Here is a 26,638-nt window from a genome sequence, read left to right as displayed (position 1 = left end):
CGGGGACGTTGGTCACCTGCACGTTGCCGGAGATGCCTTCCTTCTGCATCAGCGTCTGCATCGTCCGCGCCGTCTGGTCCCAGCCCCCGCCCGGAGCCGCCGGCGCAAGGATCGTGTAGTCCGCCGCGACGGCGGGGGCGGCGGCGAGAAGCAGCGCCGCAAGGGCCAGTCGCTTCATCATGGGTTTTCCTCCGGGTTGGCGCGGGGCACGGGAGCGTGCGCCGGTTGCTGTTCCCGGCGCTTCAACACGCGAAGCTGTCGCCTGCCTGACGACCGGGATGCGCCCTCCCCCGGTCGCGGCTATGCTCGCCCGCGGCGCGGGCGGAGGAGCGGGACGTGGCGGAGGAGACCCCGGGGACGGTGGGCGGCGGCGGCCAGACCGCCTCGCTGGCGCTGCGCCTCGCGCTCGCCGCGGCGCTCATCCTGCTCGTCGGCGGCGGCGCCGTCGCGGTCGCCGCCCTCGGCTACGGCCGGCAGGCGGCGCAGCAGGCCTACGACCGGCTGCTGATCGGCGCCGCCGACCAGATCGCCGGCTCGGTGACGATCCGCGGCGGCGCTGTCGTCGTCGACATGCCCGCCTCGGCCTTCGACCTGCTGGCGCTCGCGCCCGAGGACCGCATCCTCTATGCCGTGCTCGACCCCGAGGGCCGCCTCGTCACCGGCTATCCGGGGGCGCCCCGGCCCGAGGGCCGCTTCGGCGCCGGCGAGTTCGCCGGCGAGCCGGTCCGGCTCATCCGGGTGAGCCGCACCTTCGCCGAGCGCGACCTCGCCGGCGCCGTCGAGGTCATCGTCGGCCAGACCACCCGCGCCCGCGACGCGCTCGCCCGCGAGATCACCCGCAGCGCGCTCCTCGGCGTGGCGCTCGTCGGCCTGCTGATGGCCGGGCTCGCCGCCTTCGCGATCCGCTCGGCGCTCGCGCCGCTCCGCCGCATCGAGGCCGGCCTCGCCGTCCGCGAGCCGCGCGACCTCACCCCCCTCAACGTCGCCGTGCCGCGCGAGATCGCCGCGCTCGTCGCCACGATCAACCGCTTCATGGCCCGCCAGGCCCGGCAGTTCGACATCATGCGCAACCTGATCGCCGACGCCTCCCACCAGCTGCGCACGCCCGTCGCGGCGCTCCGCGCCCAGGCCGAGCTCGCCGCCGACGAGCCGGAGCCCGGGCGCCAGCGCGCCATCGTCGGCCGCATCCACGACCGCGCCGTCGGCCTCAGCCGGCTGACCGACCAGCTCCTCAACCACGCGCTGATCATCCACCGCGCCGACGCCGCGCCGCACGCCGTCGTCGACCTGCGCGCCGTGGCGATCCGCGTCGTCGAGGAGATCGAGGCCGGCGACGACGACCTCCGGCTCGACCTGCCCGAGGACCCGGCCCCCTGCCGCGGCGACGCGCTCTCGCTCGTCGAGGCCGGCAAGAACCTCGCGCTCAACGCCCTCCGCCACGGCGCGCCGCCGGTCGTCCTCGCCGTCCGCGCCGAGGGCGGCTCGGTCGTCCTCGCCGTGCGCGACGGCGGGCCCGGGATGCCGGAGGCGCTCTGGCAGAACGCCGGCCAGCGCTTCGACCGCACCGCCGCGGTGACCCCGCAGAGCGCCGGCATCGGCCTCGCCATCGTCGCCGCCGTCGCCGCCGCCCACCGCGGCGCGCTCCGCCTCGGCCGCGACCCCGCGGGCCAGTTCGAGGCGGCCCTCGTCCTGCCCGCCGCCCCCCGCCCCCGCTGAGCCCAAGCCAGACTGGCGCCAGCTTCGCCTCCCAAGGTTCCCCGGCAGGCCGGGCGACAAGGGACGCGGCCCATCTGCCGACGAGTCTCCGCGCCCGCGACAAACCGGAAGGAAGACGCCCATGCACCCCGCCATTCCCGCCATGCTCCGCCGCGGCCTCCTCGCCGCCGCCCTCGGCGCGGCCCTCGCCGCCCCGTCCCACGCCGAGATCGGCGCGGTCGAGATCATCGCCCCGGCCGGCCCCGGCGGCGGCTACGACCAGCTCGCCCGCGCGCTGCAGGCCACGCTCGACGAATCCGCCCTCGCCTCGAACGTCCAGGTCATCAACGTGCCCGGCGCCGGCGGCACCATCGGCCTCGCCCAGTTCATCAACAGCCCGGCCTCCGGCTCGAAGATGCTGGTCGCCGGCCTCGGCATGATCGGCGCGATCGAGGTCAACGACTCGCCCGTCAGCCTCGACCAGGTGACCCCCCTCGCCCGCCTGACCGGCGAGTACCAGCCGCTCGTCGTCGCCGCCTCGAGCCCGATCAAGTCGCTCGACGACCTCAAGGCGATGTACGAGGCCGACCCGGGCTCGGTCAGCTGGGGCGGCTTCGCCCTCGGCAGCCCCGACCACCTGCTCTCGGCGATGACGGTCAAGGCCTTCGGCGGCGACGTGAAGAACATGAACTACATCGTCGCCGGCGCCGGCGGCGAGATGCTCGCCCAGGTCCTCGGCGGCCACATCACCGTGGCGACCGGTGGCCTCAACGAGTTCGCCGGCCTCCTCTCCACCGGCGAGCTGCGCGCCCTCGCCGTCTCCGCCCCCGAGCGGGTGGCGGGCTTCGACGTCCCCACCTTCCGCGAGCAGGGCTACGACGTCGAGCTGGTCAACTGGCGCGGCGTGATGACCAAGAAGGACGTCGCCCCCGAGGCGCTCGCCGAGCTCGACGGCGCCATCGACACGCTCGTCGCCTCCGAGGCCTGGAAGAAGCTCTCCGCCGAGCGCGGCTGGGTCGACATGCACCTCGACGCGGCCGAGTTCGCGAGCTTCCTCGAGACCGAGCAGCCGCGCATCCGCGACATCCTCGTCGAGCTCGGCCTCGCCCAGTAGGCGCCGCGACCGGAGCCGTCCGCACGCCGGGCGGCTCCCGGGCCGCGCCTCTCCCCCCGCCGCCCCCGCCGGAAGGGAGAGCGCATCCGGCGCCGGCGTATGCGGCCCGTCGGCGTCAAGGCGCGACGACGGGCGCAAACAAGCAAGCGTCGCGGGCGCCGTCGCGGCGAGGCCTGCCCGCTGCTGCTCCTCGCCTGGCCGAATGCGATCGCCCCGCCTCCCGCCGGTCCTCGCCCGTGGCGGCGGACGGCGGGAGGCGCTAGCATCCGCCGGCAGGAGGAAGCCCATGCCGGCCGCGCGCCCCACGCCCCTCGCCCTTGCCCTCGTCCTCGGCCTCGCCGCCGCGGCGCGGGCGGCCGAGCCCGAGGCGATCGCGACCTTCGGCCCCTCCTACGCGCAGGACGAGCTGCGCATCCGCGCGGCGACCGACGTCGCCTCCTTCGCCCCGGTGCTCGAGGCCTTCGTCGAGACCGCGCCCGGCCTGCGCGTCGTGCTGGAGGTCTGGAACACCAACGAGATCTACGCCGACGCCGCCGCTTCCTGCCGGGAGGGACGCCCCTCCGGCGACCTCCTGATGAGCTCGGCGGTCGACCAGCTCGTCCGCCTCGTCAACGACGGCTGCGCCCAGCCGCACTGGTCGCTCGCCACCGCCGCGCTGCCGCCCGAGGCCAACTGGCGCGACGAGCTCTTCGGCGTCACGCGCGAGCCGGCGGTGATCGTCTACAACCGCGACCTCGTCCCGCCGGACGAGGCGCCGCGCTCGCGCTTCGACCTCGTCGACCTGCTGCGCCGCGCCGGCGACCGCTACGAGGGCCGCGTCGCCACCTACGACATCGAGAATTCCGGGGTCGGCTACCTCTTCGCCTTCCTCGACTCGCAGCAGGCCACCACCTTCGGCAGCCTGATCGAGGCCTTCGCCCGCACCGGCGCGGTCGCCACCTGCTGCTCGGCCGAGATCATCGCCGGCGTGGCCGAGGGGCGATACCTCATCGCCTACAACGTGCTCGGCTCCTACGCCCGCGACGCCGCCGAGGACGACCCGCGCCTCGCCATCGTCGCGCCCGAGGACTACACGCTGGTGCTCGCCCGCGGCGCGATGATCCCGAAGGGCGCCGCCAACCCGACCGCGGCCGGCCTCCTCGTCGACTTCATGCTCTCCGACGCCGGCCGCGCCGCGCTCGCCGGCCAGCACCTGCTCGGCGAGGAGGCCGACACGGGCGGCGCGCGCTACCGCCCGATCGCGCTCTCCGCGACGCTCCTCCTCGGCCTCGACCAGCAGAAGCGCGCCGGCTTCCTCGACCGCTGGCGCGCCACCTTCGCCCCCATGCCGTGAGCCCGCCGCCGCAACCATGGCGCAGGACGAGAGGAGCCTCGGCGGCGAGGTCTCGCCTCGGGACGGCTCCCGCCGGTCGACGCCGAGGGGCGTGAGGGCACGCCTTCGTGTCGTGCAGCGGGGGGATCCCGGCCCTGCTCGCCGCGCCTCCGCCTACGCCTCCGGCAGCAGCCTCGGCCCGCCGGCCTCGTCGAGGGCCACGAAGACGAAGGTCGCGCTGGTCACCTTCTGGCTCGGCGCCTCGTGGCGGCTGCGCCGCCAGGCGGTGACGTGGATGTGCATCGAGGTCCGCCCCCGCTTCGTCAGCGTCGCGAAGAGCGAGACCTCGTCGCCCACCTTCACCGGCAGGTGGAAGCGCATCCCGTCCACCGCCACCGTCGCCGCCCGGCCCCGCGCGGTCAGCGCCGCGAGGTTGCCGGCGGCGAGGTCCATCTGGCTCATCAGCCAGCCGCCGAAGATGTCGCCGGCGGGGTTGGTGTCCGCCGGCATGGCGATGGTGCGGATGACCGGCTGCCCCCCGGGGGGCGTCTCGCCCGCGTCCTCCGTCACTGCACGTGCCTCTCCGGGCTCATGCCGGCCTCCTCCAGAGCCCGGCGCTCGTCGCCGGACTCCTCGGTCTCCTCACCGTACGGATTGCGCAGGTGGACCGGGTTCCGCGCCCGCTTCTTGCGGCCGATCATGTTGACGACCTCGATGAAGATCGAGAAGATCATCGCGGTGTAGATGTAGCCCTTCGGCACGTGCCCGCCGAGGCTGTCGGCGACCAGCGCCATGCCGATCATGATCAGGAAGCCGAGCGCCAGCACCTTCACGGTCGGATGCGCCTCGACGAAATCCGCCACCGGGCCGGAGGCGACCATCAGCACGATCATCGAGAGGATCACCGCCACCGCCATCACCCAGATCTCGTTGGCCATGCCGACGGCGGTGACGATCGAGTCGATCGAGAACACCAGGTTGATCAGCGCGATCTGCACCACCACGGCGGTGAAGCTCGCCAGCACCTTCGCGCTCGCCTCGCCCTCCTCGCCCTCGAGGCTCGCATGGATCTCCATCGTCGCCTTGTAGATCAGGAAGAGCCCGCCCAGCGCGAGGATCATGTCCTTGCCGGAGATGTCGTGGCCGAACACCGTCACCAGCGGCTCGGTCAACCCGATGATCCAGCCGATGAAGAGCAGCAGGATGAGCCGCGGCAGCAGCGCCAGCGTCATACCGGCGTAGCGCGCCGCCGCCTGCTGCTCCTTCGGCAGCTTGCCGACGAGCACCGCGATGACGACGAGGTTGTCGATGCTGAGCACGACCTCGAGGATGGTCAGGGTGAAGAGGCTGGTCAGGGACTCGAACATGTGCAGGCGGTCCAAGCAGGGGGCGACCTCCACCGGCGGGGCCGGCGGAGGACAATCGGGTCAGACGACGAAGCCGCAGGCCGAGGCCGGCGTCCGTGTGTCCATGTTGCGGCCGCGGTTGAGGTGGTCGTCGATCTCCGCGGCGGCGCCGATCATGCGCCCGTAGAGGAACACCGTAAACGCCGCCGTCTCCAGGTCCCGCTCCGAGAGCCGCCCCGCCTTGTAATCCGGCCACAGCAGCGCCAGCAGCAGCGCCGCGATCACCGCGTCGACGTTGACGCAGAACACGTAGGGGCTCGCCCCCTGCTCGTGCAGCGCCAGCACCAGCTCGCGGTAGAAGGCGTGGAAGACGTTGTAGCGCCCCGCCTTCGCCATGTACTCGGCCACGAACCGCTCGCGCGGGTCGACGTTGACGGGCTTGCCCTTGAAGATCGGGTGATGCACGCCCGGCAGCGCCCGCAGCTCCGCGCCCACCTCCTTCGACGCCTTCTTCTCGCGCCGGTAGGCCTTGGCGAACTCCGTCGCCATCGCCTTCAGGTCGATGCCGTGGTTCGGGTCCGACGGATCGGTCAGCCCCTTGTCCTTGAACTGGTCGAGCAGGAAGGCCATCCCCTCGAAGCCGTTGCCGCCGTGGCTGTAGCCGGTATGGGTCAGGAAGCCGACCATGGCCTTGTTGATCTGCACCCGGCCCGGCGTCTGCGGCCCGTCGGCCGACACCGCCCCCTTCGCCCCCTGCGCCGAGATCGCGCCCGGCCCGTTGGAGATCAGCAGCCCGATCAGGATCTGCAGCGGCAGCGCCTCCTCCGGCGTCGGCTTCTTCCCCGTCATGGCGAGGAAGCACAGGTCCGCCATCGTCCACTTGCCGAACCGGTCCTCCCGGCTGATGCCGTAGAGCGAGCCGGACTTGTGGTGCTCGCCGGGGATCGTCGCCCCGACCATCACCCCGTAGAGCCGCAGATACCAGGGCAGCGTCTCCGCCGTCAGCCGGGTGATCCGCTTGCGCATCAGCGGCCCCCAGGCGATCGTCGTCGCGATCGCCGCGAGGATCGCGTCGCGCGACAGCCGGCCGCCCTGGGCCTTCAGGAAGTTCAGGAACGCCGACTTGCCGCCGCGCGCCTCGATCGCGGCCAGCATCGCCTCGGGCCGCGGATCGTCCGCCTCCTCCGGCGTCGCCATGAACAGCGCCCGCGTCTGGGCGTCCATCGCGATATGGGAGACGTCGAACTCCACGTCGCGGGCGCGCCGCAGGCCCGAATGGGCGAAGAGGTCGATCAGCGCCCGCGTGCAGGCGAGCACGCGCTCGACCCGCTTCGGGCCGGTGATCGCGGCGGCCGTCGCCATCACCGCGTTCGGGGCGTTGCCGGCGTCGCGGGCGGCGTCGGCGGCGATCAGGATCGGGTCGCCGACGAGGTTGACCTCGGCCGCCACGGCGACGTCGAGCATCACCCGGTCGTTCTCGCTGGCGATCTCATGCACCAGCGGCAGCGCGAAGCAGGCCTCCAGCGGCAGCAGCGCCAGGTCGAGCACCTCGTGGCCATGCACGCTCGTCACCTGGGTCTTCGGATCCATGACGCTGGCGCCCGACTTGTCCTTCATGTTCTGCCGCGCCACCACGGACCCGATCTGCCGGCCGAGCGCCGCGATCTGTCCGTCATAGGGCTCGGGCGCCGTCACCACCGGCAGCGCGATGTCCGCCGGCAGCTTCAGCCCCTGGTCGTTCGCCACCCAGGGCTTCAGCGCCAGGTCGCCCCGCGGCGCGAAGTCCGGCTCCGCGCCGTTGAGCCGCATCACCGCGGTCAGCGCCGCCGGGATGTCGGCGATGTTGGTCACCACCGCGCCCTTGGCCGACACGACCGGATTGTCCGGGGTGAAGATCGAATCGACCCCGAACGCCTCCATGAACCAGCGTTCCTTGTCCTCCGCCTTGTCGCCCGACCCCGCCATCGCGCCCGCGTGCCCCACGGCCCGGGTCAGCTTCGACTTCCAGCGCCCGACCACGCAGGCGACCACCGGCTTCGTCCACGCGATCCCGTGCTCGTAGTACCCGCCCGGCTCGGCATAGAGCACCGCCGCCTTCGAGCGGTCGTCCGCCGCGAAGGCGTGGGCGAAGTCCGGGCAGGCGTAGTGGATGTAGAGGTCCTTGCCGCTCGACACGAGCGTCGTCGTCCCCCACCCGGCCGTCCCGAGATACTGCGCGATCGTCGTGGTGAACCCGCCCGAGTTCGAGAAGATCGCCACCGACCCCTTGATCAGGCTCTCCTCGGGATGATCCCCGCCCAGCGCCCCGCCGATCCGCACCCGGTTCCACGAATCCGCCACCCCGAGGCAGTTGCCCCCGATGATGTCGACCCCGTTCGCCTGCGCCATCGCCCGGATCTCGCGAGCGTCATGCACCGCGATCTTCTCGGTGATGATGACGATCTTCCGGAGCTCCGGGTTCACCCGGATCAGCTCCGCCACGCCGTCGCGCACGCCGGAGGGCGGCAGGTAGACCACGCCGGTGTTGAAGCGGTGCCCAGCCTCGAGCCCCTCGCGCACGTTGTTGTAGACGGGGATGTCGCCGATCGGGGTCTTCAGCACCGTGCCGGACCGGCCCGGCGAGGTGCCGAAGACCACGTTGCCGCCCGAGAAGGCGTGGCTGGTCGGCGTCACCTGCCGGCTCTCGCCGCCGGCGATGTTCAGCACGCAGACCCGGTCCTCCGCCGTGGCGATCTCCGCCAGCGAGCGGATGCCGAGATAGTAGGGTATCCCCTGGATGCCTTGGTGGAACATGCGTCCTCTCCCCTGCGCTCGCGCGTCGACCTTCATGAACCCGAGGTTAACGCACAGCGATTATCTAGTGAAATCAGGTATTTGATGTGGCTAACACGTGTGTTAGCCGTGGCTGACACGCGTGTTGGCCGGCCTCAGGCCGCCGCCGCCTTGAGCCCGAGGCTCGCCGCGATCTCCGCGCGCCCGCCGGCCCGCATCCACTCGTCCACCCGCTTGGCGTAGTTCACCACCTCCGAGATCGCGCTGTCGAAGCCGAAGAACCGGTAGGGCAGCCCGAGGCTCTCCAGCGTCTCGGCGAGGTTGCCCATCCCCCGCACCAGGTTCGGCCCGCCCCGCCCGACGACCACGTAGAGCGGCGTCGGGCCATGGGCGGCGAAATGCTCGCGCAGCGCGTCGCCCATGCCGCGGAAGGTCTCGAGGATGTCGGTGTTGTTCGACTTGCCGCCGATGATGAAGAGCACGTTGGTCTGCTTCAGGAAGTGCCGGTAGCAGATCGAGGCCACCGCCTTCATCTTCTCGTAGGGCGGGTTGCCCCCGAAGTCCGACGAGATGATCGCCGCCTCCCCCAGCACCTCGGTCACGAGGCTGTTCGCCCCGCCCCCGAAGGTCGGCGCGAGGATCGTCCCCTTGTCGTTGATCACGAAGACGTCCGACTGCCCCTGGTGGGTGCGGAGCTGGTTCACCTCCTGCTCGAAGGCCGTCACGTCCGCCGCAAAGAGCTGGTCCGGCAGCCCCAGCCGCGAGACGCGCGGATCGTCCCGGTCGAAGCCGCACTTGAAGTCGCAGGCCACCGGCGTCAGCCGCCCGCCCTTCACCGGCATCATCCGGATCGGGTTCAGCTCCATCGTCGTCATCCCGTAGTGGTGGACGAGCTCCCAGAGCTTCGGCAGGTGCTGCACCAGCGGCGAGATGATCTCCTTCGGCGCCCCGATATCGGTCAGCGCGTTGGCGACGACGAAGGCCTTGAGCCCGGTCAGCGCCTCGAAGGGCACGATCGCCACGTCCGACTTCGGCAGCTCCTCGATGTCCATGCCGCCCCGGTGGGTCAGCGTCATCGTCGGCGCCCGGAAGCTCGTGTTGTCGGTGATCGAGAAATAGACCTCGTGCTCGGCCGGCACCCCGGCCTCGAACGTCACCCCGTTGGACTTCGCATAGGCGTTGCCGTGCCGGTGCTCGCAGAAGTAGAGCCGCTCCTTCTCGGCCAGCGCCTCCTTCAGCGTGCGCGCCTTGCCGACGAGCCCCGCCTTGCCCTTCTTGCCGACGCCGCCGCGGAACACCGGCTTGATGAAGATCAGCCCGTGCCGGTCGATCAGCCCCTGGATCTGGTCCTCGCTCGCGTCCGGCCCCAGGACCTCCGAGGTCGGAAAGTCGACATGGCCGAGGAGCCGCGCGCCGTGGAGCAGGCCGTTGAGTTGCATGAGCTGGTTTCCATCCCTTGGTTCGTTCGTCGCCGCGACCATCGCCCGGCAAGCTGTCGGCAGTCTGTCGCCGGGGCCCGTCGCCGGGCCCCGGCGCGCGCTCAGCGGGTCTCGCCGGTCTCGGCGGCCGCATCGTGCGGCGCGGCGGCCCGGCCCGACCGCCGCCGGGCCAGCATGTTCAGCCCCTCGACCAGCGCCGAGAAGCCCATGGCGGCGTAGATGTAGCCCTTGGGCACATGGAACCCGAAACCGTCGGCGATCAGCGTCGTGCCGATCATCATCAGGAACCCGAGCGCCAGCATGACGATCGTCGGATTGCGCTCGATGAAGTTCGCGAGCGGGGTGGCCGCGACCAGCATCACCGTGATCGCGACGACCACCGCGATGTACATGATCGCCAGATGATCGGTCATGCCGACCGCCGTGATGATCGAATCGACCGAGAACACGAGGTCGAGGAGCAGGATCTGGAAGATCGCGCCGCCGAGCGTCGTGCTCACCGCCTTGCCGACCGTGTCCTCCTTGTGCTCGGCCGGGTCGACGGTGTGGTGGATCTCCTTGGTCGCCTTCCAGACGAGGAAGAGCCCGCCGGCGACGAGGATCAGGTCGCGCCAGGAAAAGTCATGGCCGAAGGCCGAGAACACCGGCGTCGTCATCCCGACGATCCAGGCGATGGTGGCGAGCAGGATCAGCCGCATGATCAGCGCCGCCCCGATCCCGAGCCGGCGCGCCCGCTCGCGATGCTCGCGCGGCAGCTTGTTGGTCAGGATCGAGATGAAGATCAGGTTGTCGATGCCGAGGACCACCTCCATGGCGACCAGCGTCACCATGGCGGCCCATCCCTCGGGCGTCGTGATGAAGGCGAAATGGGTGGCGAAGAATTCGGTCATCGGCGGCTCCTCGGCTCCTTCCTTGGCGCGCCGCCTCTCGGGCCGGCACGGGGAATCGGGCGCGGACGCGCCTTCCCGGACCGGCACAGAGCCGACGAACCTGTCGCTACGCTGGCGCCCCCGCGCCCCGCGCCCCGCGGCTGCCCGCAGGCCGCCACACTACACGTAGGACGCGGCAAAGGTCGACCAGCGGCGACGCCTCGCCTCGCGACGCCTTCCGCAGGTTGACATGCGCATGTCAACCTGCTCGACGCGGAACGGTTCGGGCAGGGAGGGCGCAAGCCCGAAGTAAGTCGAACGGCGATGCGAAATGCGGCGCTGATGACTGTGCAATGATTTTCACCGTTTATATTCAAAATATTTCGAATTATATTTGCGCGCAAACAAACATGATCGAGATGCCGCCCGCTCGCATCTGCTCGGATTTGTCCGACAGCATCGCGGACGCTTGGCCGCGCCACACTGCACGACGCCTGCCCTGTCGGATCCGCGGAGCCGCGAGCGACCGAAGCGGGCTTGCCCGCGAGGCCCGGCGCGACAAGCGAAAGCACGGCTTTCGCCGCGCCGACGGCTGGAGCGCGGTTGCGCGCGGAAGCCGTCAGGGGCGCAGATTTCTGCGGGAGCGCGCAATCCGTCCGTGAGCGCCCCGGCGAGCGCGGACGGATTTGCCGCGGGTCAAATCCGTCTGGCGTCATCGTCGCGACCTGCTTCCGGCGGGGCTTCGGCCCCACCCGTCGTGAGAAAGGCCGCTCCAGCCCACAGCACCGGATTCAGCAATATCAATGGCTTGCCTAATTTTCACGCGTGAACACGCGCGCTCAGTCCACCCGCACCAGCTGATAGCCGAGCCCCCGCAGCGTGCGGATCGCCACGCCCGAGCCCTCGAGCTTCTTCCGCAGCCGCGCGACGTAGGTCTCGATCGCGTTCAGCCCGACCTCCTCCTCGTCCATCGAGAACATCCGCTCGAACAGCCGCTCCTTCGGCATGATCCGGGTCCGGTTCGCCATCAGCGCCTCGAGCAGGCTGAACTCCCGCCGGGTCAGCGCGATCGGCTCGCCGTCGCACGAGGCGACCTGCCCGGCCGGGTCGAGCGCCAGCCGGCCGAGCTCGATCACGCCCGCCCGGTCCGGCCCCGCCCGCCGCCCGAGCGCCCGCACCCGCGCCAGCAGCTCCCGCAGGTCGAAGGGCTTCACCAGGTAGTCGTCCGCGCCGATGTCGAGCGCGTCGACCCGGTCCTGGACCGCCATCCTCGCCGTCAGCATCAGCACCGGCGTCGCCCGCCGCTGCCGCCGCAGGTCGCGCAGCACCTCCGTCCCCGGCCCGTCCGGCAGGTTGATGTCGAGGATCACCACGTCGTAGTCGTTGACCGCCAGCGTGTCCCGGGCGTCCTCGACGGTGCCGACGCTGTCGATCGCGTCGCCCCGCCGCTGGAACGAGGCGACGATCGCCTCCGCCACGTCCTCGGTGTCTTCCACCAGAAGCAGCCGCATCCTCCCTCCCGCCCGCGTCCCCGAGCCTGCCGGAACTCTATCCCGCCCTGCGCCGCGAGGAAAGCGCCACGGCCCGCGGCGCCGGCCGCGCGCCCCAGGTTCTGCTACGGCAGCGGCGACACCCCGATCACCGCCGGATGCAGCGCCAGCGCCCCCAGCCAGAGCAGAACCCCCGCCGCCGCCCGCGGCGCCAGCCGCCGCAGGTTCCGCCGCCGCCAGCCCGCGTCCCCGAACGGGGCGACCGACACGACCGCCGCCGTCTCCCGCAGGAACGCCGCCCGCTCCCCCTCCGGCAACGCCGCCACCGCCCGCGCATCCCCCGCCCGCATCGCCGCCGCCGCCATGGCGAGGAACCCCCCGAACAGCGCCACATGCGCCAGGTCCCCGTTCGCGACCAGATGCCCGCCCGCCCAGAGCGCCAGCGCCAGCAGCAGCGGATGCCGCGCCACCGCCGCGATCCCCGGATCCGCCGGGTCGAACCGCGCCCCCCGCCGCCCGCCCAGCGTGAACGGCTGCGCCGCCCCGACCCCGCAGGCCGCGAGCACGAAGGCGACCGGCGCCGCAAGGTTCGGCGCCCAGCGCTGCCACCCCGCCGCCGGCCACAGCTCCACGAACGGCGCCGCCGCCGCCGCCACCACCAGCCAGCCGAGCAACACCAGCGACAGCGCCCCATAGGCGGCGAAATAGCCCCGCCGCCCGACCCGCGCGATCGCCGCCTCCCGGAACCCCGTCGCCCCCGGCAGGAAATGCGACGCGACGAACGCCGCGAGCGCCAGCCCGAACGGCGCCCAGCTCACGAGACCGCCCCGCCGAACGCCCGCCGCCGCCCGCCCGAGCCTTGCGCGAAACGCATGGCGGGCTCGCGCAAACAGGGCGTTGTGCAGCGCAGCATCAAGGCGCACCTTTGCGACGCGGGACAGATGGTCCCGCAGTTCTAACCAAGGATGCCGACCATGACGACAGCTTACGCTCCGACGCACGGCCGGTCGCGCGCATCCGCTCTCGAGGCGGGCCTCGACACGGTTCTCGACCGCGTCCGCACCGCCTGGAACCAGCATCGGGCCTATCGCCGCACGCTCGCCGAGCTGCGCGGCCTCTCGCCCCGGACGCTGCGCGATCTCGGCCTCGACACCGCCGACCTGGGCGAGGTCGCCCGCCGCGAGGCCTACGCCCGCTGAACCGCCGCGCCTTCGCGTCGCATCCGGCGACGCGCCGAACACAGGAAGACCGAACCATGGCCACCGCCATCGCCCACCACGACGCCAACCCCGTCGCCGGCCTCTTCTCCCGCGGCGAGCGCCTTCTCGCCCGCCTCGCCCGCGCCTTCGCCGAGCACCGCGCCTATGTCGCGCTGCGTGACGAGCTGGACGTCCTGACCGACCGCGAGCTCGCCGATCTCGGCGTCCACCGCGCCAACATCCGCGAGATCGCCCGCGGCGCCGCCGGCATCTGACGCCCGCAGGCGCGGGCCCGACCCGCGCCGGAAGCCGTCTCCCCCATGGCGCGTTCCGCCGGGGCGGAACGCGGGGCGCGCTCGCGCCCTCACTGGTTCGCCGGCGCGCTCCCGGCGGTGTCGCCCTGCTTCAGCAGCCGATCGATCTGGGCGTTCACGTCGGCCGCCACGTCGTCGATCGAGAAGCTTGCCGGAAGCTGGCTCGGCGGCCATTCGATGAAGCTCTCCATGAAGGCCGAGGCCTTCATCGTCGCGATCCCGGTCAGGTAGGCGTTCTTGAACAGCCAGTCGTTGTACTGGTCGGAATAGAGGTCGGCGCGCTCGTAGGGGTCCATGCGGAGGTTGAAGATCTTCGGCACGCGCAGACAGGTGAAGGGGTCCTGCCAGACCTGGAAGCCGCCGCCGGTGCGCTGCTCGCAGAAGACCGCCTTCCAGTTCCCGAAGCGCATGGCGACGAGCTCGCCGTCGTCGTTGAAATAGTAGAAATCCTCGCGCGCGCCCTTGTCGGCCTGGCCGGTCACGTAGGGAAGCTGGTTGTAGCCGTCGAGGTGGACCTTGAAGGACTTGTCGCCGATCTGCTTGCCTTGCTTCAGTTCGTCGACGATGGCGTCGTCGCCGGCGGCGGCGACGAGCGTCGGGAACCAGTCGAGGCCGGAGAAGATCTCGTTCGAGACGCTGCCCGCCTCGATATGCCCGGGCCAGCGCACCATCGCCGGCACACGGAAGGCGCCCTCCCAGTTGGTGTCCTTCTCCGAGCGGAAGGGCGAGACGGCGGCGTCGGGCCAGGAGAAGTAATTGGGCCCGTTGTCGGTGGTGTAGACGACGATGGTGTCGTCGGCGATGCCCATGTCGTCCAGCGCCTTCAGGAGCTCGCCGACATGGCCGTCATGGATCACCATGCCGTCGGCGTAGGTGTTTCCGGGCATGCCGCTGACGCCGTCCTTGTCCTCGGGGACGTGGGTGAAGGCGTGCATGTGGGTGGTGTTCATCCAGGTGAAGAAGGGCGTGCCGGCGTCGTGCTGGCGCTTCATGAAGTCGATGGCGGCGGCGGTGGTCTCGTCGTCGATCGTCTCCATGCGCTTGGCGGTCAGCGGGCCCGAATCCTCGATCTGGCCGTCGGCGGAGGACTTGATGACCCCGCGCGGCGAGAAGTTCTTCGCGTAGGGGTCGTTCGGGTCCTGCGGGAAGTAGGGCCGCTCGGGCTCCTCCTCGGCGTTGAGGTGGTAGAGGTTGCCGAAGAACTCGTCGAAGCCGTGGTTCGTCGGCAGGTATTCGTCCTTGTCGCCGAGGTGGTTCTTGCCGAACTGGCCGGTGGCGTAGCCGAGCGGCTTCAGCGCCTGGGCGATGGTGATGTCGCGGTCCTGCAGGCCGACGCTGGCGCCGGGGGCGCCGACCTTGGAAAGGCCGGTGCGCTTCGGGGTCTGGCCGGTGATGAAGGAGGAGCGGCCGGCGGTGCAGCTGTTCTCGGCGTAGTAGTCGGTGAACTTCATGCCCTCGGCGGCGATCCGGTCGATGTTCGGCGTGCGGTAGCCGACCATGCCCTCGCTGTAGGCCGACACGTTCGACTGGCCGATATCGTCGCCGAAGATCACGAGGATGTTGGGTTTCTGCGTCTGCGGCGCCGGGGCGTCCTGCGCCAGCGCGCCGCCCGCCGCCGAGGCGGCGAGGAGGGCCGCGAGGCCGAGGGGTTTCAGCATGGTCTCCTCCCTGAATGCCCGCCGTGACGGGACGGCGCTGCTCGTGACGCCACGAGATTCGGCGATTTTTCCGATTCTCTCCGCCTTCGCCAGGCAAAGCGATCGTGCCGTATCCGGCCGAAATAGGCCACGGCGACCCGCCGGACAGGGGGGCCGGGCCCCTGGGCGGGCCCCGCTAATCCCGGCAGCGCGCCGGAGGCGAGGACGTGCCCGATGCAGTCCTCGATATGGTTGCAAAACGCCGCGCGCAGGCCCCCGTCCGCGTTGCGGGCGAGGGCCGTCCGCCTCAGTTCGACGACGGCGCGGCCGGCGCGGTCCCGGTCGCCGGCCGCGCAGTCGGAGCCTCCGTCGCGGGAGCGTCCGCCGGAGCGGCGGGGGCGGTCGTCTCCGCCGCGGGCGACGCCTCCGTCGCGGGGGCCTCAGCCGCAGGAGCCGCCGGCGCGGTCGTCTCGGTCGCCGGGGGCGTGGCGGGAGCCTCGGTCGCAGGGGCCTCCGCCGCAGGAGCCGCAGGCTCCGCGGGCGCGGTCGTCTCCGTCGCCGACGGCGTCGCGGGAGCGTCCGTCGCCGGGGCCGGCGTCGCCGGGGCCTCTGCGGCGGGCGCCGCGGGCGCGGGCGGCGTGGCCGGAGCGTCGGCCGCCGGCGGCGTCGCGGGGGCGTCGGCGATCCCCGGCGGCAGCAGGTCGTCGCCGAGGTCGGGCGTCGTCCCCGCCGGGGCCTCGGCCGGGGCCGTGCCGATCCCGAGCCGGTCGAGCACCGACGAGCCGCCGGCCTCGCGCGCGGCGATCACGGTCAGCACGAGGCTCGTCACCACGAAGGCCGAGCCGATGATCCAGGTCACCTTGGAGAGCGCCGTCGCCGCGGCGCGGCCCGACATGACGCCGCCCCCGCCGCCCATGCCGAGGCCGCCGCCCTCGGAGCGTTGCAGCAGCACGACCGCGATGAGCGCCAGCGCGAGCAGGAGATGGATGGTGAGGACGACTGTCTGCATCGCGACGCGGGAGCCTTTCCGGTGACCGGCGGCTCATTACCGGCCCGAGCGGGGTTTGTCGATGGCGGAAGCGCCGCGGCCCGTCAGCCCCGCCGCAGATGCGCCACCGCGACCACCACCGCGACCGCGAGGATCCCGAGCCCGAGCAGCAGCCAGATGTACTGCTCGACCAGCGCCACCAGCATCGCCGCGATCCCCACGGCGATCCCGACCACCACCAGCCGCCAGTTGCCGTGGACCCCGGCGAGGAAGGTCCCGAGCGCAAGGATCGCCCCGTTCATGAGCCCCACCCCGGCCCCGGCGAAGCGGCCCGCGTCGATGAACACGAAGACCGCCTCCAGCGCCGCGAGCACGCCGAGCCAGTGCAGCGCCCAGCGCGGCGCCAGCCGCCCGAGGCTGAAGTCGCCGCGCCGATGCACCCACTCGATCGCCGCCGACGCGACGCCGTAGGCGACGGCGAGCCCCAGCCAGTAGGGCTGCGACGCGGCGAAGGAGACGTCGCTCGCGCCGATGGCCACGAAGGCGGCGAGGATCATCAGACCCGCGACGACCCCGTCGAAGATCCGCCGCCAGCCGGGGCCCGTCGCCTCGCCCGAATCGAGTTCCATGCCGCGCTCCGTCCTTCCGGCGATCCCGGTGCGACCATGCGCAGTCGCCCGGCCCCGATCAAGCGTCTCGCGCATCGCCCTCGCGGCCCGAGGCAGGTCCGCCGGGCCGGTCCTTGCCGCGAAAGCACGTCGGTTGCGCGCGTGAAATTCTGCTCAACCAGCTTGAATCATTACATTATCCGTCCAGCGGTAACTCGGTGTTCACGAAGGTTGACGACCGGAGCAAGCCCGCCCTCAGCCCTCCTCTGGCGCGCCCTCGGGGGCCTCGAGCGTGAGGTCGCGGAACTCGGCGCGGAAGCCCGCGCGCTGCGGCGAGCAGCACATCGGCCCGACCGCCGCCGGCCCTTGCGGGAAGGGCGCTAGCCGCAGCATCCGGAACGCCCCCGTCGCGCCGGCCCAGTGGACATGCACGGCCCCGCCGATCCGCGTCATCCTGAGCCGCAGCCAGTCGTCCTCGACCAGGCAGGGCGTCGTCGACCAGTCCGACTGCTCGCGGGTGACCACCACGCTCAGCATCCGCCGCCCGCCGACGAACTCGATCCCCGCCTTGATCCAGTTGCGCGCATCCCGCCGCAGCATCAGCCCGGCCTGGTCGTAGAGGGTCGCGTAGTCGCCGCGAAACCCCACCGTCGCCACCACGTCCCCCGCCGCCGCCGCGCCGCGGAAATGCCCGTCGTCGCGGACGAAGCCGTAATGCGTCTCGCGCCAGAAATCCGTCCGGTCGCCGGTGACGACGGAGAGCGCCCCCGCCGCCTCGCGCCACTCCGGCGGCTCGTTCAGCCAGCTCACCCCCGCGGCTCCCGCCGCGCCCGCGCCTCGGCCCGCGCCGCCGCGAGCCGCGCCGCCGTCCGCCGCTCCCGCCGCGCCTCCAGCAGCGTCCCCGCGACCAGCCCGGCGAGGAAGCCGCCGAGATGCGCCTCCCACGCCAGCATCCCCGACAGCGCCACGAAGAAGATCGCGTTGAGGAGCACGAACCCGAACACCCGCGACAGCACCGGCCGCACCGGCCGCCCCGCGGCCCGGAGCCGCCGCCAGTCGCCGACCACCCAGACCCCCACGAAGGCGAAGATCGCCCCCGACGCCCCCACCATGGGATAGGGGCTCGCCGACAGGAGCCCGAACGCCGCCCCGCCCGCCACCGCGCCGAACAGGAACACCGGCAGGATCACCCCCCGCCCGTAGATGTCCGCCGCCAGCCGCCCGAGCCCGAGCAGCACGACGGAGTTCATCGCCATGTGCAGGAAGCCGCCGTGCAGGAAGGCGTGGCTCACGAACATCGTCGCCGGCTGCGCCTCGAAGAACGGCCGCGCCCCGTGCAGGAACGGCGCCCAGAACGCCCCGACCGCGAAGACCTGCCCGCGCAGCCCCCGCGCAATCAGCCCGCGGTCCGACAGCTCCAGCACGATCTCGATCAGCGCGAGCACGCCCACGAGCGCCAGCAGCTCTCCCGGCGGCGGCCGATACGCGTCGCGCTCCTCGTCCACCTCAGGCGCTCTCCGCCAGCAGGCTCGCATTGCCGCCCGCCGCCGTCGTGTCGATGCAGAGATGCCGCTCGACGACATAGCGCTCCGGCGCGATCAGCGCCGTCTCCAGCGCCACGATCGCGCCCGGCCGCGCCGCCAGCGCCCCGCGCAGCTCCCGCAGCCAACCCTCCGGCCCCCGCGCCGCCACCAGCCCGAGCCCGGCGATCCCCGTCAGCGCCCCCGGCGCCACGCGCCCGTCCCGCGCCACGACCGGCAGCCCCGCCGCCACGAAGGGCGCGAGCGCCGCCACCGCGCCCTCGGCCACCACGACGACCGCATTCCCCGCGGCGAGCGCCTGCACCGCCTGCGCCCGCGCCGCCGCCGCGCCCGCGCCGAGGCAGAGCGCCCGCCCGCGCGGATGCAGACTCAGCCGGTTGCTCTCCCCCGTCGGCCCCGGCAGGTCGACCGGCCCCTGCGGCAGCCGCGCCGCCGCCTCCAGCGCCGCTTCGCCGCCCGCCAGCCGCCGCAGCGCCGCGATCCGGTCCCCGCGCGCGGCCCAGCCGGCGGCGTCGAGCCTCTCGAACAGGCCCGCGACCTCCACGTCCGGCCCGCCCGGCCCGACCTCCGCCGCCGCCTCCGCCCGCCGCTGCAGCCGCGGCAGGTAGAACGGCCCGCCCGCCTTCGGCCCGGTCCCCGACAGCCCCTCGCCCCCGAAGGGCTGCGAGCCGACGATCGCCCCGATCTGGTTGCGGTTCACGTACATGTTGCCGACGGCGAGCCGCGCGGTCACCCGCTCCACCCGGTCGTCGATCCGGCTGTGCAGCCCGAAGGTCAGCCCGTAGCCCCGCGCGTTGATCGCATCGACCACCGCGTCGAGCCCGTCCGCCCGGAACGGCGCCACATGCAGCACCGGCCCGAACACCTCGCGCTCCAGATCGGCGATGCCGCCCACCTCGATCACCGCCGGCGCCACGAACCGCCCCGGCCCCGGCGCCGCCAGCGCCTTGACCACCCGGTCGCCCCGCGCCTCGACGTAGGCCGAGATCCCCGCCTCCGCCTCCCCGTCGATCACCGGACCCACGTCCGTCGCCGGATCCCAGGGGTCGCCGAGGCGCAGCGTCTCCATCGCGCCCTCGAGCATCTCCATCACCCGGCCCTTCGCCTCCTCCTGCACATAGAGGAGCCGCAGCGCCGAGCAGCGCTGCCCGGCCGACTGGAACGCAGAGGCGAGCACGTCGCGCACCACCTGCTCGGTCAGCGCGGTCGAATCGACCACCATGGCGTTGAGCCCGCCGGTCTCGGCGACCAGCACCGCGTCCGGCGCGGCGTTGGCGGCGAGCGCCCGGTGGATCGCCTGCGCCACCTCGGTCGAGCCGGTGAACACCACGCCGGCGATCCCCGGCGCCGCGGTCAGCGGCGCGCCCACCCCCGGCCCGTCGCCGGGCAGCAGCAGGAGCGCGTCGCGCGGGACGCCAGCCTCGTGCAGCAGCGCCACGGCGCGCGCCGCGATCAGCGGCGTCTGCTCGGCGGGCTTCGCCACCACGACGTTCCCCGCCCCGAGACAGGCCGCCACCTGCCCGGTGAAGATCGCCAGCGGGAAGTTCCACGGCGAGATCGCCACGATCACCCCGCGCCCCTCGCCCCCGGCGGCCTCCGCCGCGTCGGCGTAGTAGCGCAGGAAGTCCACCGCCTCGCGCAGCTCGGCGATGGAATCGGCCAGCGTCTTGCCCGCCTCGCGCGTCGCGAGCGCCGTCAGCTCCGCCGCATTCGCCTCGTAGAGATCCGCCGCCCGCCGCAGGCAGGCCGCCCGCTCCGCCGCCGGCGTCGCCGCCCAGCCGGGAAAGCCGTCGCGCGCCGCGGCCAGCGCCGCCGCCACCTCGGCGATCGTTGCCTCGCGCACCTCGCCGACCACCTCCTCCGGGTCGGCGGGGTTCACCACCGGCCGCGGCGCCGCGCCCGGGGCGGGGCGGGGCAGGCAGGGCCCCGCCGTCCAGCGATGCGCCCGCCATGCCTCCCGCGCCGCGATCAGCCCGGCCACCGAGGCCGGCTCGTTGACGTTCCACCCCGCGGCGTTCTCCCGCGGCGCATAGAGCGCCGCCGGCGGCGCGATCCCCGGGTTGGCGACCGCCCCGCCCCAGCCCTCGACCTCGGCGATCGGATCGGCGGCGATCGCCGAGGCCGGCAGCGACTTGTCGACGATCTGGTTGACGAAGGACGAGTTCGCGCCGTTCTCCAGCAGCCGCCGCACCAGATAGGCGAGCAGGTCGCGATGCGCCCCCACCGGCGCATAGATGCGGCAGCGCGTGCCCTCCCCGGCCCGCACGATCTCGTGCAGCGCCTCGCCCATCCCGTGCAGGCGCTGGAACTCGAACCCGTCCCGGTCGCCGCCGGCCATCGCCAGCACCGCCGCCACGGTATGGGCGTTGTGGGTGGCGAACTGGGGATAGAGCCAGCCGCGCGCGTCGAGCAGCTTGCGCGCATTGGCGATGTAGCTCACGTCCGTCGAGGGCTTGCGGGTGAAGACCGGGAACCCCGGCAGGCCCTTCTCCTGCGCGCCCTTGACCTCGCTGTCCCAGTAGGCGCCCTTGACGAGGCGCACCATCATCCGCCGGTCCCGCGCCTCGGCGAGCGCCGCCAGCCGGTCGATCACCGCCCCGGCCCGCCGGCCGTAGGCCTGCACCACGACGCCGAACCCCTGCCAGTCGTCGAGCAGCGGGTCCGAGAACAGCGCCTCGATCACGTCGAGCGACAGGTCGAGCCGCTCCGCCTCCTCGGCGTCGATGTTGAAGCCGATCCGCGCCCGCGCCGCCGCCCGCGCCAGCGCCAGCGCCCGCGGCACAAGCTCCGCCATCACCGAGGCCCGATGCGACCACTCGTAGCGCGGATGCAGCGCCGAGAGCTTCACCGAGATCCCCGGCGAGCTGCGCACGTCCCCGGTCGCCCGGGCGGCGATGGCGGCGATGGCGTCGGCATAGGCGGCGGCGTAGCGCTCGGCGTCGGCCTCCGTGCGGGCCGCCTCTCCGAGCATGTCGTAGGAATAGGAATAGCCGCGCGCCTCCAGCGTGCGGGCCCGGTCCATCGCCGCGCCGATCGTCTCGCCGAGCACGAACTGCCGACCCATCAGCTTCATCGCCTGGCCGACGGCGTTGCGCACCACCGGCTCGCCGAGCCGCCGCATCGCCGAGCGCAGGAGCGCCGCCGGGCCGGGGCTGTCGTCGAGCACGCGCCCGGTCAGCATCAGCCCCCAGGTCGCGGCGTTGACGAGGCTCGACGTCGAGCGCCCGAGATGCGCCCCCCAGTTCGACGGCTCGATCTTGTCGGCGATCAGCTCGTCGATGGTCTGCGCGTCGGGCACCCGCAGCAGCGCCTCGGCGAGGCACATCAGCCCGACGCCCTCGTCGGTCGAGAGCCCGTATTCGGCGAGGAACGCCTCCATCACCGTCGGCGACGACCTCTCCCGCACCTGCTCGACCAGCCGCGTCGCCGCCGCAGCGATCTCCGCCCGCGCCGCGGGATCGAGCCGCGTCCCCGCCACCAGCTCGCGCACGAGCCCCGCCTCGTCGGCATAGGTCAGCGCCCGGATGGCCGCCCGGGCGTCAGCCCCCGCGGCGGCGGCAGGATCAGGCTCGGCGTCGGCGCGCGGGGCGATGTCGGTCGGCATGAACGCGGTTATCCTCCGCCGCCCCCGTCCGCGCAAGGGCGCGGCCGCCGGCCGGCCCGGCAATCGCACGACGTCCTCGCACAGCTTCCGCCGCCCCGACGCCCCTTCTGCGCCCTTCTTCCCGCTTCGCCCCTGGCGGCGGGAACCGCGCGCCCCGGCGCGCAGGGGTCCCGCGCTTCAGCGGTCGGGAGAACGCGCCCGGCGCAAAGGCGGCGCCATCGATCGCCGGAACGCCCCCGCCCCGGCGCGACGGCAGCCTGTGGATATCCTGTGGATAAATATTTTTATACAGATATCTCAGCCAGTTGACCTACGTCACACTGTGGGACATTCACCGCGCCAGCACGTTGACGAACTGCCACGGGTCGGCCGGATCCTCCGGCCCCCCCAGCTGTGGCCAGCGCGTCTTCAGCGGATTCCAGCTGGTGTAGGTCCCCTCGACGGCGCCGAGATAGGGCCGCATGATCTCCAGGCACCGGACGTGGTCCATCTCGTCGGTCTCGACGATGCCGGCTTCCGGGTTCTCCAGCGCCCAGACCATCCCGGCCAGCACGGCGCTCGTCACCTGCAACCCGGTGGCGTTCTGCGACGGCGCCAGCTCCCGCGCCCGCTCGATGGTCAGCCGCGAGCCGTACCAAAGCGCGTTCCTCGCATGGCCGTAGAGCAGCACCCCGAGGCAGTCCTCCCCCGAGGCGATGTCGTGCTCGTCGAGCACCACCGCCTTCTCCTGCTCCACCCCGGTCCCCAGCGTCTCGTGGAGCGACAGCATGGCGTCGTCGCAGGGGTGATAGGCGTAGTGGCAGGTCGGCCGGAACTCCGGCGCGTCCCCCGATCCCACCGTATAGTAGTCCGCGATCGAGATCGCCTCGTTGTGGGTGACGAGGTAGCCGATCTGCGGTCCCGCCGCCGGCGTCCAGGTTCGCACCTGGGTGACGATCCCCGGCGTGTCGAGGAAGATGCCGGCCCGACACCCCGCCGCATGGCGCCGCCCGCCGGCCGGGAAGCTCCGCTCGTGGCTCCCCCAGCCGAGCTCGGCCGGCTGGAAGCTCTCGGCGATGAAGCCCTCGACCGACCAGGTGTTGACGAAGGTCCCCCGCGGCCGCGGCGTCCGCGCCACCTGGGTGTCGCGCTCGGCGATATGCACGCCCCGCACCCTGAGCCGCTGCATCAGCCGCGCCCAGCCGTCGCGATCCGCCGGCGCCACGGCGGCCCGGCCGATGTCCGCGGCGAGCTTCAGCAACGCCTCCTTCAGCAGCCACGACACCATCCCCGGATTGGCCCCGCAGCAGCTCACCGCCGTGGTCCCGCCCGGATTGGCCCGCGCCTCGGCCTTCACCGCCTCGCGCAGCGCGTAGTTGGTCCGCGCCTCCGGCCCGACGCCCAGGTCGAAGTAGAAGCCCTTCCACGGCTCCACCACCGTGTCGACGTAGAGCACGCCCTTCTCGCGGCAGTAGATCATCATGTCGAGCGAGCCGACATCGACCGAGAGGTTGACGCAGAACCCCTTGCCGCAGGCGAAGAGCGGATCGAGCACGTCGCGGAAGTTGTCCGGGGTCAGCGCCACGGGAATGTGCCGCACCCCCCGCCTGGCAAGGAGGTCCGCATGCTCGCCCGAGGGCTCGATCACATGGATGTCGTCGCGGTCATAGTCGAAATGCCGCTCGATCAGCGGCAGCGTCCCCCGCCCGATCGAGCCGAAGCCCACGATGACGACCGGCCCGTCGATCCGGCCGTGGATCGGATAGCTCTCCGCCATGCCGCGCCCCTCCTGACCGCGCCCGGGTCGGGCGCCCCCCAAGCCCATGCCAAACCCGTCCCCCGCCGTAAAGCCCCGGCGCCCGTCCCCGGGCCGCCTCAGGCGTCGAGGCCGGTCAGCGCGGCGGCGAAGTCCTGCGGATCGAAGGCGGCGAGGTCGTCGATCGCCTCGCCGACGCCGATCGCATGGATCGGCAGCCCGAAACGGTCCGCCAGCGCCACGAGGACGCCGCCCTTGGCGGTGCCGTCAAGCTTGGTCATCACGAGGCCCGAGACGTCGGCGATGCGCTGGAATATCTCCACCTGGCTGAGCGCGTTCTGCCCGGTGGTCGCGTCGAGCACGAGGAGCGTGTTGTGCGGCGCCTCCGGGTCGCGCTTGCGGATGACCCGGACGATCTTGGCGAGCTCGGCCATGAGGTCGTCGCGGTTCTGCAGCCGCCCGGCGGTGTCGATCAGCAGGAGGTCGGCCCCCTCCGACTCGGCCCGCGCCATCGCGTCGAAGGCGAGGCTCGCCGGGTCGGAGCCCGGCGCGGCGGTCATCACCGGCACCCCGGCCCGCGCGCCCCAGATCTGGAGCTGCTCGACGGCGGCGGCGCGGAAGGTGTCGCCGGCGGCGATGACGACCTGCTTGCCCGCCGCCTTGAACTGGCTCGCCAGCTTGCCGATGGTCGTGGTCTTGCCGGAGCCGTTGACGCCGACGACCAGCACCACCTGCGGCCGCTTCGGATAGATCGGCATCGGTCGCGCCACCGGCTCCAGCACTGCGGCGATCTCGGCGGCCAGCGCCTCCTTGATCTCGCGCGCCCCGAGCCGGCGGCCGAACCGCCCCTCGGCCATGCGCGCGGCCAGCTTCAGCGAGGTGTCGACGCCCATGTCGGCCGCGATCAGCAGCTCCTCGAGGCTCTCGAGCATGGCGTCGTCGAGCACCCGCGTCCGGTCCGCCGCCCTCTCGCCGCCGAAGAGCCGCGACACCAGCCCCGGCTTCTCCGCCTCCGGCTCGGCCGCAGGCGCAGCGGGAGCTGGATCGGACGGGACGGGGGCAGGAGAAGCGGGAGCCGGCGTGGCAGGGCCTGCGTCGAGCAGCGCATCGACGCCCTCGTCGATCTTGGACGAGGACTTGAACAGCCGCTCCTTGAGCTTCTGGAAGAACGCCATGGCCTCGCTCCTGCCGCCGCGCCGCCTCCCGTAAGGCGCCGCCCCGGCGGATGCAAACGCCGGCGGGACGCGCCGGGCGTCAGCTCGCGAGCTTCTCCTCGATCTTCGCCTGCATCTCCGGCCAGGGCATGTTGGTCACCTTCTCGCCATCCAGCACGAAGGTGGGCGTGGCGTCGATCTTGTCGGCGGTGGCGTTGCCCTGGAACCAGGTCACCAGCGCCTGCGCGAACTCGCCGTCCTGCATGCAGGCCTGCATCTCGCCGTCGATCATCCCGGCCTGCCGGCCGATGGCGAAGAGCCCATTGAGCACCCCCTGCGCGTCGGCGGCATGGGCCCAGCTCTGCTGGTTCTTGAACAGAAGCTCGGCCACGCCGAAGTAGCGGTCCTCGCCGGCGCAGCGCGCGATCATCGAGGCCCAGAGCCCGGGCCGGTCGAAATAGACCTCGCGATAGACCAGCCGCACCTTGCCGGTGTCGACGTACTGCGCCTTCAGCTGCGGCATGACCTCGAGCGCGAAGGCGGCGCAGTGCGGGCAGGTGAACGAGGCGTACTCGATCATCGTCACCGGCGCGTCCGGCGAGCCCATCGCCATCTCCACGACCTCGCGCTTCTCCTGCGCGTGGAGCGGCGCCGCGGCGAGCGCGGCGGCGAGGCCGGCGGCGGCGATCAGCGCGCGGCGGGTGAGGGCGGGGGCGTCGGCCATTCAGTCTTCCTTCGGCGTGAGCTGCGCGGAGCGGGATAGCACATTCCGGGCCAATGTCTCCAACGCCGCGCGGAGGCCCGGATCACCAATCCGCGAGAGCGGCTCGGCCACCGCCGCCATGTCCACGGGGCGCGCCACGGGAGCGCTGCGGAACGGCTCCGCCGGCTCGGCGAAGCCCGCGGCCTGGCGGAACTGGATGCGCCCGACCGCGCCGGGCCCGAGCGCCGCGTTGACCCGCTCGCGGATCAGCGGCGCAAGCATCTGCGCCTGCGGCCCGTGCGCCCCGGAGATCGCCAGCGTCAAGAGCCCCCCGGCCGGCCCGCGCGCGGCGGCGAGCTTCAGCGGCTGCGCCACCGCGGCGACCTCCGGGCCGACGATGTCGCGCCAGAGCGCCTTCAGCCGCGCCTCGGCGAAGCCGCGCCTCGCGCTCGCGGCCCGGGTCTGCGGCTCGATCAGCACGCCGGCGCGGCGGAAGCCCCGCGCGCTACGGCCCTTGCCATCGGCGCGTCCTGCGCCAGCATCCCCGGCCATGCGAATCCCTCTCCCCGAGGCCGACGAGCCTAGTGCGGCACCCCCGCCCGCGTCCACGCCCGACCCGGCCGTCCTCCTCGCCTGGTACGACCGCTTCGCCCGCCGCCTGCCTTGGCGCACCCCGCCGGGCGCGGCGGAGCGGCCCGATCCCTACCGCGTCTGGCTCTCCGAGGTGATGCTGCAGCAGACCGGCGTCGAGGCGGTCAAGGGCTACTTCGCCGCCTTCACCACACGCTGGCCGCGGGTCGAGGACCTCGCCGCCGCCGCCGACGCCGAGGTGATGGCCGCCTGGGCGGGCCTCGGCTACTACGCCCGCGCCCGCAACCTCCTCGCCTGCGCCCGCGCCGTCGCCGCCGCCGGCGGCCGCTTCCCCACCACAGGAGAGGCCCTGGCCGCCCTCCCCGGCGTCGGCCCCTACACCGCCGCCGCCGTGGCCGCGATCGCCTTCGAGCGCCCCGCCACCGTGGTCGACGGCAACGTCGAGCGCGTCATGGCCCGGCTCTTCGCCGTCGAGACCCCGCTCCCCGCCGCCAAACCGCAGCTGCGCGCCCTCGCCGCCACCCTCC

23 protein-coding genes and 2 pseudogenes are annotated in these 26,638 nt (G+C 72.7%); 7 read left to right on the top strand and 18 right to left on the bottom strand.

The annotated features are described in order from the left end of the window. Nucleotides 1-181 (bottom strand): annotated as a pseudogene (locus KBB57_RS17195) (tripartite tricarboxylate transporter substrate binding protein); the annotation flags it as partial. Between the two features lie 155 nt (nt 182-336). On the opposite strand from KBB57_RS17195, the gene KBB57_RS17190 reads away from it, so the two are divergent. The 3 genes from KBB57_RS17190 (at nt 337) to KBB57_RS17180 (ending at nt 4,142) form a co-directional block, all read left to right on the top strand. Beyond that, nucleotides 337-1,716, top strand: a complete 1,380-nt coding sequence (locus KBB57_RS17190) for a sensor histidine kinase (RefSeq protein ID WP_290752830.1) — start codon at nt 337-339, stop codon at nt 1,714-1,716. 121 nt (nt 1,717-1,837) lie between these two features. Next, entirely contained in the window at nt 1,838-2,809 is a 972-nt protein-coding gene (locus KBB57_RS17185) for a tripartite tricarboxylate transporter substrate binding protein (protein WP_290752827.1), read from the top strand. Nucleotides 2,810-3,095: 286 nt separating this feature from the next. Then, complete coding sequence (locus KBB57_RS17180) at nt 3,096-4,142, top strand: ABC transporter substrate-binding protein (RefSeq protein WP_290752824.1); 1,047 nt, start codon at nt 3,096-3,098, stop codon at nt 4,140-4,142. Nucleotides 4,143-4,295: 153 nt separating this feature from the next. On the opposite strand, the gene KBB57_RS17175 is transcribed toward KBB57_RS17180, so the two are convergent. The 5 genes from KBB57_RS17175 to KBB57_RS17155 all read right to left on the bottom strand — a co-directional run bounded on the left by KBB57_RS17175 (nt 4,296) and on the right by KBB57_RS17155 (nt 10,568). Continuing rightward, nucleotides 4,296-4,631 (bottom strand): acyl-CoA thioesterase, encoded by a 336-nt coding sequence (locus KBB57_RS17175; RefSeq protein WP_290752833.1) that lies wholly within the window; start codon nt 4,629-4,631, stop codon nt 4,296-4,298. 56 nt (nt 4,632-4,687) lie between these two features. Next, nucleotides 4,688-5,488, bottom strand: coding sequence for a TerC family protein (locus tag KBB57_RS17170; protein ID WP_290752821.1), 801 nt, complete (start codon nt 5,486-5,488; stop codon nt 4,688-4,690). Between the two features lie 60 nt (nt 5,489-5,548). Beyond that, nucleotides 5,549-8,260 carry a hypothetical protein gene (locus KBB57_RS17165; protein ID WP_290752818.1) on the bottom strand — a complete coding sequence of 904 codons (2,712 nt, stop codon included), beginning with the start codon at nt 8,258-8,260 and terminating at the stop codon, nt 5,549-5,551. A gap of 134 nt (nt 8,261-8,394) precedes the next feature. Next, entirely contained in the window at nt 8,395-9,678 is a 1,284-nt protein-coding gene (locus KBB57_RS17160; RefSeq protein WP_290752816.1) for an ATP citrate lyase citrate-binding domain-containing protein, read from the bottom strand. A 101-nt stretch (nt 9,679-9,779) separates the two neighbouring features. After that, nucleotides 9,780-10,568 carry a TerC family protein gene (locus KBB57_RS17155; protein WP_290752813.1) on the bottom strand — a complete coding sequence of 263 codons (789 nt, stop codon included), beginning with the start codon at nt 10,566-10,568 and terminating at the stop codon, nt 9,780-9,782. A gap of 332 nt (nt 10,569-10,900) precedes the next feature. Here KBB57_RS17155 and KBB57_RS17150 point away from each other — a divergent pair, with 332 nt between their 5' ends. Continuing rightward, the gene (locus KBB57_RS17150) at nt 10,901-11,209 is read left to right on the top strand and encodes a hypothetical protein (protein WP_290752810.1); all 309 of its coding nucleotides are present in this window, start codon (nt 10,901-10,903) and stop codon (nt 11,207-11,209) included. A gap of 177 nt (nt 11,210-11,386) precedes the next feature. Here the strand turns inward: KBB57_RS17150 and KBB57_RS17145 are convergent, their stop codons facing one another. Both KBB57_RS17145 and KBB57_RS17140 read right to left on the bottom strand, forming a co-directional pair. Continuing rightward, the gene (locus KBB57_RS17145; RefSeq protein WP_290752808.1) at nt 11,387-12,058 is read right to left on the bottom strand and encodes a response regulator transcription factor; all 672 of its coding nucleotides are present in this window, start codon (nt 12,056-12,058) and stop codon (nt 11,387-11,389) included. 104 nt (nt 12,059-12,162) lie between these two features. Then, the gene (locus KBB57_RS17140) at nt 12,163-12,855 is read right to left on the bottom strand and encodes an NnrU family protein (protein WP_290752805.1); all 693 of its coding nucleotides are present in this window, start codon (nt 12,853-12,855) and stop codon (nt 12,163-12,165) included. Nucleotides 12,856-13,011: 156 nt separating this feature from the next. Between KBB57_RS17140 and KBB57_RS17135 the strand changes: the two genes are divergently transcribed. Together KBB57_RS17135 and KBB57_RS17130 are read left to right on the top strand one after the other, a co-directional pair. Next, the gene (locus KBB57_RS17135; protein WP_290752802.1) at nt 13,012-13,236 is read left to right on the top strand and encodes a DUF1127 domain-containing protein; all 225 of its coding nucleotides are present in this window, start codon (nt 13,012-13,014) and stop codon (nt 13,234-13,236) included. Nucleotides 13,237-13,292: 56 nt separating this feature from the next. Beyond that, on the top strand, nt 13,293-13,511 hold the full coding sequence (locus tag KBB57_RS17130; protein WP_290752800.1) for a DUF1127 domain-containing protein: 219 nt from the start codon (nt 13,293-13,295) through the stop codon (nt 13,509-13,511). An 89-nt stretch (nt 13,512-13,600) separates the two neighbouring features. Here the strand turns inward: KBB57_RS17130 and KBB57_RS17125 are convergent, their stop codons facing one another. From KBB57_RS17125 to KBB57_RS17080, 10 genes are all read right to left on the bottom strand, one after another. After that, a complete protein-coding gene (locus KBB57_RS17125) occupies nt 13,601-15,208 on the bottom strand; it encodes an arylsulfatase (protein WP_290752798.1) in 1,608 nt (535 codons plus the stop codon). A gap of 286 nt (nt 15,209-15,494) precedes the next feature. After that, nucleotides 15,495-16,196, bottom strand: a complete 702-nt coding sequence (secG, locus tag KBB57_RS17120) for a preprotein translocase subunit SecG (RefSeq protein ID WP_290752795.1) — start codon at nt 16,194-16,196, stop codon at nt 15,495-15,497. Nucleotides 16,197-16,279: 83 nt separating this feature from the next. Further along, complete coding sequence (locus KBB57_RS17115) at nt 16,280-16,804, bottom strand: hypothetical protein (protein ID WP_290752793.1); 525 nt, start codon at nt 16,802-16,804, stop codon at nt 16,280-16,282. 234 nt (nt 16,805-17,038) lie between these two features. Then, nucleotides 17,039-17,593, bottom strand: coding sequence for a DUF1349 domain-containing protein (locus KBB57_RS17110; protein WP_290752792.1), 555 nt, complete (start codon nt 17,591-17,593; stop codon nt 17,039-17,041). Then, the gene (locus KBB57_RS17105) at nt 17,590-18,288 is read right to left on the bottom strand and encodes a rhomboid family intramembrane serine protease (protein WP_290752789.1); all 699 of its coding nucleotides are present in this window, start codon (nt 18,286-18,288) and stop codon (nt 17,590-17,592) included. The genes KBB57_RS17110 and KBB57_RS17105 overlap by 4 nt, the downstream gene beginning before the upstream one ends. A 1-nt stretch (nt 18,289) precedes the next feature. Next, on the bottom strand, nt 18,290-21,928 hold the full coding sequence (putA, locus tag KBB57_RS17100; protein WP_290752786.1) for a bifunctional proline dehydrogenase/L-glutamate gamma-semialdehyde dehydrogenase PutA: 3,639 nt from the start codon (nt 21,926-21,928) through the stop codon (nt 18,290-18,292). A gap of 331 nt (nt 21,929-22,259) precedes the next feature. Next, a complete protein-coding gene (locus KBB57_RS17095; RefSeq protein ID WP_290752783.1) occupies nt 22,260-23,684 on the bottom strand; it encodes a homospermidine synthase in 1,425 nt (474 codons plus the stop codon). Between the two features lie 98 nt (nt 23,685-23,782). Beyond that, nucleotides 23,783-24,838: a signal recognition particle-docking protein FtsY gene (ftsY, locus tag KBB57_RS17090; RefSeq protein ID WP_290752781.1), complete on the bottom strand. Its 1,056-nt coding sequence runs from the start codon at nt 24,836-24,838 to the stop codon at nt 23,783-23,785. A gap of 79 nt (nt 24,839-24,917) precedes the next feature. Continuing rightward, nucleotides 24,918-25,541 (bottom strand): DsbA family protein, encoded by a 624-nt coding sequence (locus tag KBB57_RS17085; RefSeq protein ID WP_290752778.1) that lies wholly within the window; start codon nt 25,539-25,541, stop codon nt 24,918-24,920. Further along, nucleotides 25,542-26,072 carry a DUF721 domain-containing protein gene (locus tag KBB57_RS17080; RefSeq protein WP_290752775.1) on the bottom strand — a complete coding sequence of 177 codons (531 nt, stop codon included), beginning with the start codon at nt 26,070-26,072 and terminating at the stop codon, nt 25,542-25,544. Between KBB57_RS17080 and KBB57_RS17075 the strand changes: the two are divergent. Then, nucleotides 26,071-26,638, top strand: a pseudogene (locus KBB57_RS17075) (hypothetical protein); the annotation flags it as partial. The gene KBB57_RS17080 and the pseudogene KBB57_RS17075 overlap by 2 nt on opposite strands.

The organism is Amaricoccus sp. (genome assembly GCF_017993425.1).
Lineage (GTDB): Bacteria > Pseudomonadota > Alphaproteobacteria > Rhodobacterales > Rhodobacteraceae > Amaricoccus.
This window is presented reverse-complemented; position numbering and strand designations above follow the sequence as displayed.